The following is a 14,199-nucleotide window of genomic DNA, read 5'->3' as shown; positions in this document are numbered from 1 at the left end:
CTTCTCCTGTCTTGCTCCCCCTCCTCTTCAGAGGAGGGGGTCAGGGGGTGGTGCGAACCCTAACGCAAATCTAGAAAATCAAACCAGCCGTGCCTGCTTCACAGCCGCCGCGATGAAGCCCTTGAACAGCGGGTGCGGATCGAACGGGCGGCTCTTCAGTTCGGGATGGAACTGCACGCCGATGAAGAACGGATGGTCCGGTCGCTCGACGATCTCGGGCAGCAGTCCATCGGGCGACATGCCGGAAAAGCGCAGGCCGCCCTGCTCCAGCGCATCGCGATAGGCGACGTTCACTTCATAACGGTGGCGGTGGCGTTCGCTGATCGTGGTGGCATCATAGATGCTCGATACGTGGCTGTTGCCGGCCAGGTGCGCTTCATAGGCGCCGAGCCGCATCGTGCCGCCCAGGTCGCCGCCAGCCTCGCGCTTTTCCAGGCCTTCGGCGGTCATCCATTCGGTGATGATGCCCACCACCGGCTCCTTGGTCGGGCCGAACTCGGTGGACGAAGCCTCGGCAATCCCGGCCGTGTTGCGCGCACCTTCGATGCAGGCCATCTGCATGCCCAGGCAAATGCCGAAGAACGGCACGCCGCGCTCACGGGCAAAGCGCACGCTGGCGATCTTGCCTTCCGAGCCGCGCTCGCCAAAGCCGCCGGGCACCAGGATGCCGTGCATCGGCTCGAGATGGGCGGCGATCTCGCTGTCTTCGCGCTCGAACAGTTCGGCGTCGATCCAGCGCACGTTGACCTTGACGCGGTTGGCCATGCCGCCATGCGCCAGCGCTTCGTTGAGCGACTTGTAGGCGTCCTGCAGGCCGACATACTTGCCGACCACGCCGATGGTCACTTCGCCTTCCGGGTTCTGGTAGCGATCGACGATATCGTCCCACACCGCCAGGTTCGGTTCGGGCGCGGTCATGCCGAAGTGGCGCAGCACTTCCGCGTCCAGCCCCTCGGCATGGTACTGCAAGGGCACGGCATAGATGCTGCTGGCGTCGAGCGCGGGGATCACCGCCGATTTGCGCACGTTGCAGAACTGCGCGATCTTGGCGCGCTCGCCCTCGGGCAGCGGCTTTTCGCAGCGGCACAGCAGGATGTCGGGCTGGATGCCAAGGCCAGTCAGCTCGCGCACGGAGTGCTGCGTGGGCTTGGTCTTAAGCTCGCCCGCCGCCGCGATATAGGGCACCAGCGTGACGTGGACGAAGCAGGTCTGGTCGCGGTCCAGCTCGTTGTGCAGCTGGCGCAGCGCCTCGATGAACGGCAGGCCTTCGATGTCGCCCACCGTGCCGCCGATTTCGCACAGCACGAAATCGAGGTCTTCGGTCTCGGTCTGGGCGAAGTCCTTGATTGCGTCGGTCACGTGCGGGATCACCTGCACGGTCGCGCCCAGGTAATCGCCGCGGCGCTCCTTGGCGATGATGTCGCGATAGATGCGGCCCGAGGTGATGTTGTCGGCCTGGCGGGCCGAAACCCCGGTAAAGCGCTCGTAGTGCCCAAGGTCGAGGTCGGTCTCGGCGCCATCGTCGGTCACGAAGACTTCGCCGTGCTGATAGGGGCTCATCGTGCCCGGATCGACGTTGAGATAGGGGTCGAACTTGCGGATCCGCACCCGATAGCCACGAGCCTGGAGCAACGCCGCGAGGCTTGCCGCCATGAGACCTTTGCCGAGCGAGGAGACCACGCCGCCGGTGATAAAAATGTACCGCGCCATGGGAGTTGGGCCTTAGCGTCAGAAGGGACAGGAGCGCAAGCGGAACCGACGCCGAATGGCATGGCAATCCACAAGCGCGAGACGAACCGTGGCCGTCCCCGTGCCACCTGCGGGCGCGGGGAACGTCACGAAATGGGTGCGCAAAAACAAAACCGGCGCCCCCGCCTGTGCGGCGGGAACGCCTGGCTTCATGCTTGCACGGTGTTACTGCTTGGCGGCGCCGCCCAAAGGATCGGCCGGTGCAGCCGGAGCGGCCGCCGCCGAAGGATCAGCGGCCGGGGCCGCGGGCTGCTGTGCCCCACCTTGCTGGCTTTGCCCGGCCAGCGGATCGGCCGTGCGCTGCAACGAGGTGTCGAGGCTGCGCGTGCCACCGGTGTTCACCGCCATGGCCGCCAGCACGATGCTCAGCCCCACGAACAGCGCGGCGAGAATCGAGGTCATGCGGGTGAGGAAATCAGCCGCGCCACGGGCCGACATGAAGCCGGCCGGGCTGCCGCCCACGCCAAGGCCGCCGCCTTCGGACTTCTGGATGAGAATCACGCCGACCAGCGCTGCTGCGACAAGCGCCTGGATGACGGTGAGGAAGATAAAGAGCGACATGAGGTTCCGCCTGAAACTGTTGCGGCGCACTTAGGGCGCGCCGGCCCCTTGCGCAAGGGGCCGATTTCCCGACTCTCAGCCCTCGCCCGCGCCGGCGGCTGCCACGATCGGCAGAAAGGCATCGGCAGTCAGGCTTGCGCCGCCCACCAGGGCGCCGCCCACTTCGGGCGCGGCCAGGAGCGCCGCGGCGTTCCCGGCGTTGACCGAACCGCCATACAGGATGCGCGGGCGGCTGCCGGCCTCGCCATAGGCCGCCACCAGGCGCGCCCGCACGGCCGCGTGCATCGCCACCACGTCTTCCACGTCGGCCACGCGGCCGGTGCCGATCGCCCAGACGGGTTCATAGGCGACGGCGAGCTTGCCGGCATTGGCCGCTTCCAGCGCGGCGTCGCCCGTCGGCAGCGAGCCATCGACTTGCCCGGCAACCACGGCCTCGGCCCGGCCGCTGTCGCGTTCTTCCAGGGTTTCGCCCACGCAGATGATCACGCCCAGCCCGGCGGCCAGGGCGGCATCGGCCTTGGCACGCACCAGGGCATCGCTTTCACCATGGTCGCGGCGGCGCTCGCTATGGCCCAGAATCACGAAGTCGGCGCCGATATCGGCCAGCATCGCGGCCGAAACGTCACCAGTGTGAGCCCCCTTGGCCTGGGTATGGCAATCCTGGCCGCCCACGCCGATGCCGGTCACCGCTTCGCGCAGCAGGCCGATCAGCGGAAAGGGCGGGGCCAGCGCGATATCCACCTGGGGATGGCGCGCCGCGGCCCGGTCGATTGCGCGGGCCTCGGCCATCATGGCCCGGCTTCCGTTCATCTTCCAGTTCCCGACGATGTATGGTCGTTGTGCCATGGCAGGCCTTGTCCCTCGTGCTGTTTGCCCCGTGACCGGGTGCTGGCAAATCCGCCCCTGCCGGCACGGCACCTGCCGGCGGGCGGATTGCAGAATCCCGATTCCTTGCAATCCCCTTGCCTGCAATTGGCCCGCCAGCGCAAGGCCCGCGCGATGAAGTGCCGTGCGCTGGGCAGGCCAAACGCCCCGCCCCGGCACCCGCCACAGGCATTGCGGGATCGGCGCAAGCCTCCTAAGGCAGGCCAACCAAGATATATGGCGGATTTGATCGCATCCCATGCTCTCGCTGTTTCGTAAACTGATCCATTCCCGCATCGGCGCGCTTTTCGCCCTGGTGTTCATCGGTCTCCTTGCCCTGGCCTTTGCCGGCGCCGACGTGACCGGCCTTCGCGTCGGCCAGACCGGCGGCGGCGAAGCGGCGGCCACTGTCGGCCGCAGCCAGGTGGCCGTGGCAGAGCTGGAAAAGACCATCACTACTGCCTTCGATCAGGAACGGGAGCAGAACCCGACGCTGACGATGAAACAGTTTCTGGCCCAGGGCGTGCTCAATGATGCGCTCACCGGCCTGGCCGACCGCGCCGCGCTGCAGGAATGGGCCGCGCGCTCTGGCATGGGCGTGTCCGACCGCCTGGTCGACAGCGAAATCGCCAAGCAGCCGGCGTTCCAGGGCCCGGATGGCAAGTTCAGCGATGCGGTCTATCGCGCGTTCCTGGCCCAGCGCGGCTTGACCGACGCGGCCGTGCGCAAGTCGATCACGCAAAGCCTGATCGTGCGCCAGGTGCTCTCGCCGGTTTCCGTCGGCACGGCGCTGCCCGCTTCGGCCACCGCGCGCTATGCCGCCATGCTCAAGGAAAAGCGCGACGGCGACATCGCCTTCCTGCCCAGCCTGGCCTTTGCGAGCAAGGACAAGCCTTCGGATGACGTGCTGGCCGGCTATTACAAGGCCAACGCCGCGCGCTACCAGCAGCCCGAGCGCCGCACCGTGCGCTATGCCGTGATCGACGAAGCCACGCTGGCCAATGTGCCCGCCCCCAGCGACGCGGATATCGCCGCCCGCTACAAGGCCAAGGCCGATAGTTATGCGCCCAGCGAGACGCGCACCGTGACCCAGGTCGTCGTGCCGACCCAGGCCGCCGCGCAGGCGCTTGCCGCGCAAGTGGCCGGTGGCACCAGCATCGAGGCCGCCGCCCGTGCCCAGGGCCTTGCCGCCAGCAAGATCGCCGATCTTACGCGTGACAAGCTAGCTGGGCAGACGTCTGCCGCCGTGGCCGATGCCGTGTTTGCCGCGGCCCAGGGCAAAGTCGCCACCCCGGCAAAGAGCGGCCTTGGCTGGCACGTGATCCGCGTCGATGCCGTGGTCAAGAAGCCCGGCAAGACGCTGGAGCAGGCCCGGTCCGAAATCGTGGCCGATCTGACGGTGGAAAAGCGCCACGCCGCGCTGCTCGACCTGTCGACCCGCCTGGAAGAAGAATTCGAAAACCACACCGGCCTCGCCGACGTGGCCAAGGCCCAGGGGCTGACGCTGGCCACCACGCCCGCGCTGACCGCCGATGGCACCGTGTTCGGCCAAGCAGGGCAAAAGGCACCCGCCGATGTCGCCGCACTGCTCCAGGGTGCCTTTGCCATGGAACACGAAGGCGAAGGCCAGGTGACCCCGCTGGCCGATGGCAAGCGCATCGCGATTTATGACGTTGGCCAGATCACCCCGGCATCCCCTGCTCCGCTGGCGCAGATCAAGGACCAGGTCGCGCGTGATTTCGCCACCGAACAGGGCGTGGCCAAGGCCAAGGAAGCGTCGACCAAGGTGCTTGATGCCATGGCCAAGGGTGCTTCGCTGGCCGATGCGCTCAAGGCCCTGGGCGTGACGCTGCCCCCGGCCCAGCCGGTGAGCATCACCCGCGAACAGCTGGCCGCCATGCAACAGAGCGGACGCCAGCTGCCGCCGCCGCTGGTGCTGCTCTTCGCCATGTCCAAGGGCACGTCCAAGCCGCTCGAAGCGCCGAACAAGGCCGGCTTCTATGTCATCGCGCTCAAGAACGTGACGCCCGGCACGATCCCGGCCGGCGATCCCTTCCTGGGCCAGGCGGGCAAGCAGTTCGGCCTCGACATGGGCCGCGAGCTCGCCGAGGAACTGCGCCTCGCGATCCGCAAGAGCGTGGGCGTTTCCCGCAATGAAACCGCGCTGCGTGCGCTCAATGCCAAGCTTGTCGGTGCCCAGTAAGACCATGACCCAGACCTTGTCGCGTCCCGCGCCGCCCACCGGCGCCCAGCCCGAAAACAGCGCGGCGGCCCTCGCCGCGCTGGCGGCCGGAAAGCCGGCGCTGGTCTGGCGCAAGCTGATTGCCGACAGCGAAACCCCGGTGAGCGCCGCGCGCAAGCTGTTCGTGCCCGAACGCGGCGATTTCCTGCTGGAATCGGTGCAAGGTGGCGAAGTGCGCGGGCGCTACAGCCTGGTCGGGCTCGATCCCGACCTGGTGTTCCGCGCCACTGGTCCCGCGGCCGAGGTCAACACCACTTGGCAGACCGACCGCGAGACCTTTGCCGCGCTGCCCGGCAACAGCCTTGCAGAACTGCGCGCGCTGGTCGAACGCTGCCGGATCGACGTGCCGGAAGGCCTGCCGCCCACGCTCGCCTGCCTAGTGGGCTATTTCGGCTATGAAACCATCGGCCTGGTGGAAAAATTGCCGCGTGCCGAACAAAGCGCGCTCGAATTGCCCGACATGCTGTTCGTCCGCCCCACCGTGCTGCTGGTGTTCGACCGGCTGACCGACGAACTCACCGCCGTGGCACCGGTCTGGGCCGGTGAAGGCACGCCCGAGGTGGTGCTGGCCCGCGCGGCCGACCGGATTGATGCCGCGCTTGCCCGCCTGCACGGCCCGCTGCCGGCCGATCTGCGCCTGCCTGAGCCGGTCGATCTGGTGCGCGAACCGCAGATGGCACCCGAACGCTATGGCCAGATGGTCGCCCGCGCGCGTGACTACATCACTGCCGGCGATATCTTCCAGGTCGTGCTGGCGCAGCGCTTCACCGCGCCGTTCCCCCTGCCGCCAATGGCGCTCTATCGCGCGCTGCGCCGGATCAACCCTTCGCCGTTCCTCTATTTCCTCGATCTGCCCGGCTTTGCCCTGATCGGCTCCAGCCCGGAAATCCTGGTGCGTATCCGCGATGGCGAAGTGACCATCCGCCCCATCGCCGGCACGCGCCCGCGCGGCGCCACCCCGGCCGAAGACCGCGCCAACGAGGAAAGCCTGCTGGCCGATCCCAAGGAACGCGCCGAGCATCTCATGCTGCTTGACCTTGGCCGCAACGACGTGGGCCGCGTGGCCGCCGCCGGCACCGTCAAAGTCACCGAAAGCTACACGATCGAGCGCTATAGCCACGTGATGCACATCGTCTCCAACGTGGTCGGCCAGCTTGATACCAAGCGCGCCGACTCGGTCGATGCCCTGCTCGCCGGCTTCCCCGCCGGCACCGTCAGCGGCGCGCCCAAGGTCCGTGCGTGCGAGATCATTGCCGAACTCGAGCCCGAAACGCGCGGCGCCTATGCCGGCGGCGTGGGCTATTTCGCGCCAGATGGCTCGGTCGATAGCTGCATCGTCCTGCGCACCGCCGTGCTCAAGGATGGCGTGATGCATGTTCAAGCCGGCGCCGGCATCGTCGCCGACAGCGACCCGGCGGCCGAACAGCGCGAATGCGAGCACAAGTCCGGCGCCCTCTTCGCCGCCGCACGCGAAGCCATCCGCGTCGCCGCCGAACCGGCGTTCGGGCAATAGGGATTAGGCCATGATCCTCGTCATCGACAATTACGACAGCTTCACCTGGAACCTGGTCCACTACCTGATGGAACTGGGCGCGCAGGTGAACGTGGTGCGCAACGATGCGCTCACCGCGGCCGAGGCATTGGCCAGCGGCGCCAAGGGCTTCCTGCTCTCGCCCGGCCCCTGCACGCCCAACGAGGCGGGCGTCAGCCTCGATCTCGTCGGCGCGGCGGCGCAGGCGGGCGTGCCGTTGCTCGGCGTGTGCCTGGGCCACCAGTCGATCGGGCAATATTTCGGCGGCAAGGTCGTGCGCGGCGGGCTGATGCACGGCAAGACTTCGCCCGTTACCCACGATGGCACCGGCGTGTTTGCCGGGCTGCCCTCGCCGTTCACCGCCACGCGCTATCACTCGCTGGTGGTCGAAGACGTGCCCGAATGCCTGGTGGTCAATGCGCGCTCGGATGATGGCCACACCATGGGCTTTCGCCATGCCAGCCTGCCGATCCATGGCGTGCAGTTCCATCCCGAAAGCATCGCTACCGAACATGGCCACGCGCTGATTGCCAATTTCCTGGCGCTGTGCGGGGTGAACGTGCGGATGCCGGCATGAGCCTGCTGCCGCAGGTGGCGGAAACCCCGCTGCCGCAAGACGAAGCGCAGGCCGCCTTTGCCGCCATTCTCGATGGCAAAGTGGACGACGATGCCACCATCGCCTTCCTTGTCGCGCTGTCCGATCGCGGCGAAAGCGCCAGCGAGATTGCCGGCGCCGCCCAGGCCATGCGCGAACGCATGATCGCCGTGGCTGCGCCGGAAAACGCCATCGACGTGTGCGGCACCGGCGGCGACGGGCACCACACGCTCAACGTCTCCACGGCCGTCAGCCTGGTGGTGGCGGCCTGCGGCGTGCCCGTGGCCAAGCACGGCAACCGCGCCGCCAGTTCCAAGGCGGGCGCGGCCGATACGCTGGAGGCGCTGGGCCTCAATCTCGATCGCGCGGTGGAAACGGCGGAAGAGACGCTGGCGGACCTGGGCATCTGCTTCCTGTTCGCCGGCAAGCATCACCCCGCCATGGGGCGGATCATGCCGATCCGCCGCGCCATCGGCCGCCGCACGATCTTCAACCTGATGGGCCCGCTGGCCAATCCCGCCGGCGTGCGGCGCCAGCTCGTCGGCATCGCGCGCCCGGCCTATGTCCCGATCTATGCCGATGCCCTGGCGCGCCTGGGCACGGCGCGCTCGTTCGTCGTCTCGGGTGACGAAGGGCTGGACGAACTGAGCCTGGCCGGTGGCAACGAAGTGGCCGACGTGCATGGCGAAGCGATCCTCATGCACCGGGTTGCGCCGGCCGACGCCGGCCTTGCCGTTGCGCCCGTCGACGCCATCCGCGGCGGCGACGCGGCCTACAACGCCGCCGCGCTCCAGGCCCTGCTCGATGGCCAGCACGGACCCTATCGCGATGCCGTGCTGTTCAACGCCGCGGCCGCGCTGATGGTGGCGGGCGAAGTGACCGACTGGCACGAAGGCGTGGAAGAAGCCGCCGAAACCATCGACAAGGGCCTCGCCCTTGCCCTGCTGCGTTGCTGGATCGACGCGCTGAAGTAAGGCCCCTGGAATGACCGACAAGCTCACCGAAATCTGCGACACCACCCGCGCCGAAGTGGCCCGGCGCAAGGCCGCCACCTCGCTTGCAGACCTGGCCGCGCGCGCCGCCACGCAAACCGCGCCACGCGGATTCGAAGCCGCGCTGCGCACCCGCGCCGCCAGCGGTTTTGCCCTGATTGCCGAAATCAAGAAAGCCAGCCCCTCCAAGGGCCTGATCCGCTCCGATTTCCAGCCCGCCGAGCATGCCCGTGCCTATGAGGCAGGCGGCGCCGCCTGCCTTTCGGTGCTCACCGACGCGCCCTATTTCCAAGGACATGAAGGTTTCCTCGTGGCCGCGCGTGCCGCCTGCGCGCTGCCGGTCCTGCGCAAGGATTTCATGGTCGATCCCTGGCAGGTGGCCGAAGCCCGCGCGATCGGCGCCGACGCGATCCTGATCATCGTCGCCGCGCTCAGCGATGCGCAGATGGCAGAGATCGAGGCGGCCGCGCGCGAGCACGGCATGGACGTGCTGGTCGAAGTGCATGACGAGGCCGAAATGGACCGCGCCGCGCGGCTCCGATCGCGGCTGATCGGGGTGAACAACCGCGATCTCAAGCGCTTCGTGACCGACATCGCCAACACCGAGCGGCTTGCCCCGCGCGCGCCCGAGGGCACCCTGCTGGTGGCCGAAAGCGGGATCAACCACCACGCCGATCTGGTGCGCCTCTCCGCCTGCGGGGCACGCACGTTCCTGGTGGGCGAAAGCCTGATGCGCCAGCCCGACGTGACGGCCGCAACCCAGGCCCTGCTCCAGGGCTGAGGGCGCCTTGGCGCGCAAGCTGTGGTTCGATGGCGGCTGCCGGCCCAACCCCGGCCGCATGGAAATGGCCGTCGTCGCGTGCGGCCAAACCTGGTTTGCGCCCGATTGCGGCAAGGGGGACAGCAATCGCGCCGAATGGCTGGCCCTGCTTGGCGCGCTGGACCTGGCCCGCCGCCTGGGCGAAACCGATGTGATCCTCTGCGGCGATTCCGCCTTCGTGATCGATCAGATCCGGGGTCGCACCGCCGCCCATCCCGCCTCGGCCGATTGCCTGGCAGCCTATCGGAACGGCCTCGCTTCATTTTCCCACGTGCGGGTGCGCCATGTCGGCCGCGCGCAGAACCTGGCCGGCATCGCGTTGGACCATCTGCGCGCCGGGTTGGCTCCGCCGCAGCCACTGGCCGAGCAAGAGGACTTGCGCGTTTTCCCGCACATGGCATGAGCAGGGCATGACGCAGCTTACCCATCTCGATGCCCAGGGCCATGCACGCATGGTCAATGTCGGCGCCAAGCAGCCCACGCAGCGCGTGGCCGTGGCGCGCGGCATGATCCGCATGTCAGACACCGCCCTTGCCGCGATCCGCGATGGCACCGTGCCCAAGGGCGATGTGCTGGCCACCGCGCGCATCGCCGGGATCATGGCGGCCAAGAAAACCGGCGAACTGATACCGCTGTGCCACCCCCTGTCGCTCGATGCCGTGGCGGTGGAATTCGCGTTCGTCGAACAGGGTGTGGAATGCACCGCAACCGCCTCGCTCACCGCCAAGACCGGCGTGGAAATGGAAGCGATGACAGCCGCTTGCGTGGCCTTGTTGACAATCTACGACATGGCCAAGGCGGTGGACAAGGGCATGGTGATCGACGCGGTCCGCCTGGTGGCCAAGCGCGGCGGCAAGTCGGGCGATTGGTCTGCGCCATGACCAGCCCAGTTAGCAACGGCCGCCAGCCCCCGCTCCAACTGGAAGACGCGCAGGCCCGCCTGGTCGCCATGGCGCCACATCTTTCGGTAGAACATCGCGCCACGGCCGAAGCGCTGGGGCATTACCTTGCCGCCCCGCTCTTGGCCGCGCGCACCCAACCTGCCACTGCGCTTTCCGCCATGGATGGCTATGCCCTGCGCGGCGTGGATTTGCCCGGGCCGTGGACGGTAGTGGGCGAAAGCGCGGCGGGCCATCCGTTTGCCGGCAATGTCGGCCATGGCGAGGCGGTGCGGATCAGCACGGGTGCGGCCATGCCGCCCGGCGCGGATTGCGTGCTCTTGCAGGAAGACGCCGCGCGCCAGGGCGATGCGCTCATGCTCACCGGCACCCCGCCCAGCCCGCCATCGCGGCACATCCGCCCGGCCGGGATGGATTTTGCCACGCACGATCCGCTGTTGCCCACCGGCACGCGGCTTGGCGCCGCGCAGATTGCCCTGGCGATCGGCGCCGGGCACGGCCATGTGCCGGTGCGCCGCCGCCTGCGCCTGGCGGTGATCGACAGCGGCGATGAACTCGCCGCCCCCGGCCGCCCCCTGCTGCCGCACCAGATCCCGGCCAGCAACGGGCCGATGCTGGCCGCCATGGCCGCGGCCCTGCCGGTTGACGTGCGGCGCATCGGCCCCGTGCCCGATCGGCTCGATGCCCTGGCGGCCGCCATCGATGGCGTGCGCAACGCCGATGTGGTAGTGACCAGCGGCGGCGCTTCGGTGGGCGATCACGATCTCGTTCGTCCGGCGCTTGAAGCGGTGGGCGCGCGCATCGATTTCTGGCGTGTGGCGATCAAGCCGGGCAAGCCGCTGCTGGTGGGCCATCGCGCCGCAACCTCGCTCGCCAGCCCGCAGGTGATCCTCGGCCTGCCAGGCAATCCGGCCTCGGCCTATGTCACGGCGCATCTGTTCCTGCTGCCGCTGCTGCGCGCGGCCCTGGGCGCAGCGCAACCCCTGCCCGCGCCGCTCCATGCCGCGCTGGCCCAGGCGTTGCCCGCTGGCGGCAGCCGCACCGAATTCCTGCGTGGCACATGGGACGGCCACGGCGTGACGCTCGATCCGCTGCAGGATTCCGGCGCCATTTCCCCCATCGCGCGGGCCAATTGCCTGGTGCGGCGCGAACCCGGCGCACCGATGCAACCGGAAGGGAGCCTTGTGCCGATCTATCTGCTCGATTTTGGCGGATTTGCTTGACGGGTTCGGTTTGGTTGCTTATTCGTTCCGCATTCGTTCGCCAAAGGAGACTTGCGGATGCTCACGCGCAAGCAGCACGAACTGCTCTCGTTCATCCAGACGCGCCTTGATGATTCCGGCATTTCCCCTTCGTTTGAAGAAATGAAGGAAGCGCTCGATCTCAAGTCCAAGTCTGGCGTGCACCGCCTGATCTCCGCGCTGGAAGAGCGCGGCTTCATTCGTCGCCTGCCCAACCGCGCCCGCGCGCTTGAAGTGATCCGTGAGCCGGAAAGCCTGGCCACCAAGGCTGCCCCGCGCAACGCCACGCCACGTCCCGCTCCCGCGGCGGCCCGCCCCACTCCGGTGGCGGCGAACGACGTGATCGAAATCCCGCTGCACGGCCGCATCGCCGCCGGCGCCCCGATCGAAGCACTGGAAGGCTCGGCCATGCTGCCCGTGCCCGCCGCCCTGCTCGGCTCTGGCGAGCACTACGCGCTTGAAGTGTCCGGCGATTCCATGATCGAGGCGGGCATTCTGGATGGCGACTATGCCCTGGTGCGCCGCACCAACACCGCCCGCGACGGTGAAATCGTCGTCGCCCTGGTGCGTGGTGAGGAAGCCACGCTGAAATACCTCCACCACGAAAAGGGCCAGATCCGGCTCGATCCTGCCAACGCGGCCTATGACCCGCAGTTCTACGCGCCTGACGAAGTGGAAGTGCAAGGCAAGCTCGCCGGGCTGCTACGCCGCTATCATTGATGCCCACCGCGGCGGATGATCATGCATCCGCCATGGGAATGACCGCAACAGGCGGGGCGGCAGTGGCAAGATAGCCATGGACCGCCCGCCACACCCGCCCGGCGAGCGCGGCCTGGTCCTGTTCCTGCCGCTCGCCGGCGGCATCGATCATCCCTTTGACGATGGCCATCACATCGTGCGCCGCTTCGTCCAGATCGCTCTGCGTGCCAAGGTCGGTCTGAATCAGAACAGTGCGCAAAATCCCATGGAGATGGCGCGATACGCGCTGCGTTTCCGGGTCATGCGGCATTCGTGCCTCTTCCACATCGAGCAGGCGCGCCAGCTTGGGCCGTCGCAATTGATGGGCCACGGCCGCGCCGATCATCCGGACCAGTGCCTCCTGGCCTGAAACGCGCGCCAGCGCCTCTTCGCACTCGGCGATCAGGATCGATGTCTCGCGCACGATCAGCGCGCCAACCAGCGCCTCCTTTCCGGGGAAATATTGATAGAGCGAACCCACGCTGACGCCCGCCCGCGCCGCAACCGCGTTGGTGGTCAGCGCGGCGATTCCCCCCTGCTCCAGAATGCGAGCCGCCGCCTCGACGATAGCCGCCACGGTTTCCACCGCCCGCGCCTGTCTCGGCAGTTTCCGGGGGACCTGGCGCGGTGGGGGAGACGGTTCGGGCATGGCGGGAATGCGAGTAGCCAAATGTGATGATCTGCTCGCATTCTAGGGACCTCACTGCACAATGCAAGGATGCACCATGACCAAGCAATTTACCCCCGCGCTCACCGTCTTCATGCTGGTGAAGACCTCGCCCGAATGGCTCGGCTTTTCCATCGATCGCCGCTTCGCCCTGCTGGGCGAGCATGTCAGCCCGATCCTCGAAAGATATGCCGACAGGGTGTCGCTGCGCTTTTTCGACGTGGAATTCTACGCCACGCGCGTCACCGACGTGTGGATGTGGGAAGCAGTCGATCACCACAGCTACGAGTTGCTGGTCGAAAGCCTGCGCGAAACGCCGTTTTGGGACCGGTATTTCTCGATCGTCGAAATCCTGCCCGGCGTCGAGAACGCCTATGCCAACAATTATGATCGACCAGCCCTGACGGCTTGAGCACCGCTGGCGTGGGACGAGCCGGCCGCCCGCCCCACGCCGCCGGCGCTGGGACAACCGGCACGGCAAGAACTGGCTCGCGATCGGCCAGCATGGTAGAAGCGCACATGGCCCAAATCACCTTGCTGCTCGCGTTTCTCGCAGCTGTTGCCATCCTGACGATCACGCCGGGTTTAGACACGGCACTGGTGCTTCGCGCAGCAGCGGTGGAAGGCAAGCCTGCCGCCGCGCGCGCCGCCCTGGGGATCGCGCTTGGCTGCCTGGCCTGGGGCGCGGCGGCCGCGCTCGGCCTCGGCGCTGTGCTGGGCGCCTCAAAGATCGCCTATACCGTGGTGAAACTGGCGGGCGCGGCCTACCTCCTGTGGCTGGGCATCAAGCTCTTGTGGAAACCGCGCGGCTCCTTGGATAGCGGCGCCGGTTCAACCCGCGCCAACACGGCGACGAACGCGTTCTGGCGCGGCTTCCTCACCAACCTGCTCAATCCCAAGGTGGGTGTGTTCTACGTCACCTTCCTGCCCCAGTTCGTGCCCCCTGGCGCGAACGTGGCGGCCTATTTGTTCGGGCTGGCCTGCGTCCATGTCGTGCTGGGACTGGCCTGGTTCGCGGCGCTGATCGCAGCCACCGCGCGACTGGGCACGGCCCTGCAGAAACCTCGCCTTGTTACCATGCTCGATCGCCTGACGGGCGGGGTCTTCGTGGGCTTCGGCCTGAAGCTGGCTGTTTCCTCCACCCGCTAGACCGCAGAATTTCACCTTCGCAGGAAAAGTAGTGCACCTGGCCGAAAAACCAGCCCTTTGTCGACTGGCCGGCTGCATCGCATAACGGCCGGAAGCGGGCGCGCCGCATCAGGGCGGCGCAACTGGATTGGGCAAACTTGCCATCGGAATC

At 67.7% G+C, this 14,199-nt stretch carries 15 protein-coding genes; 11 read left to right on the top strand and 4 right to left on the bottom strand.

Annotated features, from left to right (window positions below; genetic code table 11):
• Nucleotides 1-78 precede the first annotated feature (78 nt).
• The 3 genes from FHW94_RS05415 to tpiA all read right to left on the bottom strand — a co-directional run bounded on the left by FHW94_RS05415 (nt 79) and on the right by tpiA (nt 3,156).
• Entirely contained in the window at nt 79-1,710 is a 1,632-nt protein-coding gene (locus tag FHW94_RS05415; RefSeq protein WP_168554683.1) for a CTP synthase, read from the bottom strand.
• A gap of 204 nt (nt 1,711-1,914) precedes the next feature.
• Nucleotides 1,915-2,310 (bottom strand): preprotein translocase subunit SecG, encoded by a 396-nt coding sequence (gene secG, locus FHW94_RS05410; protein WP_168554682.1) that lies wholly within the window; start codon nt 2,308-2,310, stop codon nt 1,915-1,917.
• A gap of 75 nt (nt 2,311-2,385) precedes the next feature.
• Complete coding sequence (gene tpiA, locus FHW94_RS05405) at nt 2,386-3,156, bottom strand: triose-phosphate isomerase (protein WP_168554681.1); 771 nt, start codon at nt 3,154-3,156, stop codon at nt 2,386-2,388.
• 277 nt (nt 3,157-3,433) lie between these two features.
• Between tpiA and FHW94_RS05400 the strand changes: the two genes are divergently transcribed.
• Genes FHW94_RS05400 through lexA form a run of 9 tightly spaced genes read left to right on the top strand, consistent with a single transcriptional unit; the run spans nt 3,434 to nt 12,214 of the window.
• Nucleotides 3,434-5,377, top strand: a complete 1,944-nt coding sequence (locus FHW94_RS05400) for a peptidylprolyl isomerase (protein WP_168554680.1) — start codon at nt 3,434-3,436, stop codon at nt 5,375-5,377.
• Nucleotides 5,378-5,381: 4 nt separating this feature from the next.
• The gene (gene trpE / locus FHW94_RS05395; RefSeq protein WP_168555490.1) at nt 5,382-6,929 is read left to right on the top strand and encodes an anthranilate synthase component I; all 1,548 of its coding nucleotides are present in this window, start codon (nt 5,382-5,384) and stop codon (nt 6,927-6,929) included.
• Between the two features lie 10 nt (nt 6,930-6,939).
• Nucleotides 6,940-7,524 (top strand): aminodeoxychorismate/anthranilate synthase component II, encoded by a 585-nt coding sequence (locus tag FHW94_RS05390; protein WP_168554679.1) that lies wholly within the window; start codon nt 6,940-6,942, stop codon nt 7,522-7,524.
• Nucleotides 7,521-8,516, top strand: a complete 996-nt coding sequence (gene trpD, locus FHW94_RS05385; protein WP_168554678.1) for an anthranilate phosphoribosyltransferase — start codon at nt 7,521-7,523, stop codon at nt 8,514-8,516. The genes FHW94_RS05390 and trpD overlap by 4 nt, the downstream gene beginning before the upstream one ends.
• Before the next feature lie 10 nt (nt 8,517-8,526).
• Complete coding sequence (gene trpC, locus FHW94_RS05380; RefSeq protein ID WP_168554677.1) at nt 8,527-9,315, top strand: indole-3-glycerol phosphate synthase TrpC; 789 nt, start codon at nt 8,527-8,529, stop codon at nt 9,313-9,315.
• A 7-nt stretch (nt 9,316-9,322) separates the two neighbouring features.
• Nucleotides 9,323-9,757, top strand: coding sequence for a reverse transcriptase-like protein (locus tag FHW94_RS05375; protein WP_246865890.1), 435 nt, complete (start codon nt 9,323-9,325; stop codon nt 9,755-9,757).
• A 7-nt stretch (nt 9,758-9,764) separates the two neighbouring features.
• The gene (moaC, locus tag FHW94_RS05370; protein WP_168554676.1) at nt 9,765-10,235 is read left to right on the top strand and encodes a cyclic pyranopterin monophosphate synthase MoaC; all 471 of its coding nucleotides are present in this window, start codon (nt 9,765-9,767) and stop codon (nt 10,233-10,235) included.
• The gene (locus tag FHW94_RS05365; RefSeq protein WP_168554675.1) at nt 10,232-11,476 is read left to right on the top strand and encodes a molybdopterin molybdotransferase MoeA; all 1,245 of its coding nucleotides are present in this window, start codon (nt 10,232-10,234) and stop codon (nt 11,474-11,476) included. The genes moaC and FHW94_RS05365 overlap by 4 nt, the downstream gene beginning before the upstream one ends.
• Before the next feature lie 57 nt (nt 11,477-11,533).
• Nucleotides 11,534-12,214, top strand: a complete 681-nt coding sequence (lexA, locus tag FHW94_RS05360; protein ID WP_168554674.1) for a transcriptional repressor LexA — start codon at nt 11,534-11,536, stop codon at nt 12,212-12,214.
• Between the two features lie 19 nt (nt 12,215-12,233).
• Here the strand turns inward: lexA and FHW94_RS05355 are convergent, their stop codons facing one another.
• Complete coding sequence (locus FHW94_RS05355) at nt 12,234-12,818, bottom strand: TetR/AcrR family transcriptional regulator (RefSeq protein WP_349237440.1); 585 nt, start codon at nt 12,816-12,818, stop codon at nt 12,234-12,236.
• 139 nt (nt 12,819-12,957) lie between these two features.
• On the opposite strand from FHW94_RS05355, the gene FHW94_RS05350 reads away from it, so the two are divergent.
• Complete coding sequence (locus tag FHW94_RS05350; RefSeq protein ID WP_168554672.1) at nt 12,958-13,311, top strand: darcynin family protein; 354 nt, start codon at nt 12,958-12,960, stop codon at nt 13,309-13,311.
• A gap of 107 nt (nt 13,312-13,418) precedes the next feature.
• Entirely contained in the window at nt 13,419-14,048 is a 630-nt protein-coding gene (locus tag FHW94_RS05345) for a LysE family translocator (protein WP_168554671.1), read from the top strand.
• The last annotated feature ends 151 nt before the right edge of the window (nt 14,049-14,199 follow it).

The organism is Novosphingobium sp. SG720 (assembly GCF_012275365.1).
GTDB lineage: Bacteria > Pseudomonadota > Alphaproteobacteria > Sphingomonadales > Sphingomonadaceae > Novosphingobium > Novosphingobium rhizosphaerae.
Note: the sequence above shows the minus strand (reverse complement) of the source record. Positions and strands in the feature narration are given on the sequence as shown.

Excerpts from the sequence above, each read along its gene's own strand:
- FHW94_RS05345 (WP_168554671.1), top strand. The coding sequence starts at position 13,419 with ATGGCCCAAATCACCTTGCTGCTCGCGTTTCTCGCAGCTGTTGCCATC.
- tpiA (WP_168554681.1), bottom strand. The coding sequence starts at position 3,156 with ATGGCACAACGACCATACATCGTCGGGAACTGGAAGATGAACGGAAGC.
- FHW94_RS05400 (WP_168554680.1), top strand. The coding sequence starts at position 3,434 with ATGCTCTCGCTGTTTCGTAAACTGATCCATTCCCGCATCGGCGCGCTT.
- FHW94_RS05390 (WP_168554679.1), top strand. The coding sequence starts at position 6,940 with ATGATCCTCGTCATCGACAATTACGACAGCTTCACCTGGAACCTGGTC.
- moaC (WP_168554676.1), top strand. The coding sequence starts at position 9,765 with ATGACGCAGCTTACCCATCTCGATGCCCAGGGCCATGCACGCATGGTC.
- FHW94_RS05415 (WP_168554683.1), bottom strand. The coding sequence starts at position 1,710 with ATGGCGCGGTACATTTTTATCACCGGCGGCGTGGTCTCCTCGCTCGGC.
- FHW94_RS05365 (WP_168554675.1), top strand. The coding sequence starts at position 10,232 with ATGACCAGCCCAGTTAGCAACGGCCGCCAGCCCCCGCTCCAACTGGAA.
- lexA (WP_168554674.1), top strand. The coding sequence starts at position 11,534 with ATGCTCACGCGCAAGCAGCACGAACTGCTCTCGTTCATCCAGACGCGC.
- FHW94_RS05350 (WP_168554672.1), top strand. The coding sequence starts at position 12,958 with ATGACCAAGCAATTTACCCCCGCGCTCACCGTCTTCATGCTGGTGAAG.
- secG (WP_168554682.1), bottom strand. The coding sequence starts at position 2,310 with ATGTCGCTCTTTATCTTCCTCACCGTCATCCAGGCGCTTGTCGCAGCA.
- trpC (WP_168554677.1), top strand. The coding sequence starts at position 8,527 with ATGACCGACAAGCTCACCGAAATCTGCGACACCACCCGCGCCGAAGTG.
- trpE (WP_168555490.1), top strand. The coding sequence starts at position 5,382 with ATGACCCAGACCTTGTCGCGTCCCGCGCCGCCCACCGGCGCCCAGCCC.
- trpD (WP_168554678.1), top strand. The coding sequence starts at position 7,521 with ATGAGCCTGCTGCCGCAGGTGGCGGAAACCCCGCTGCCGCAAGACGAA.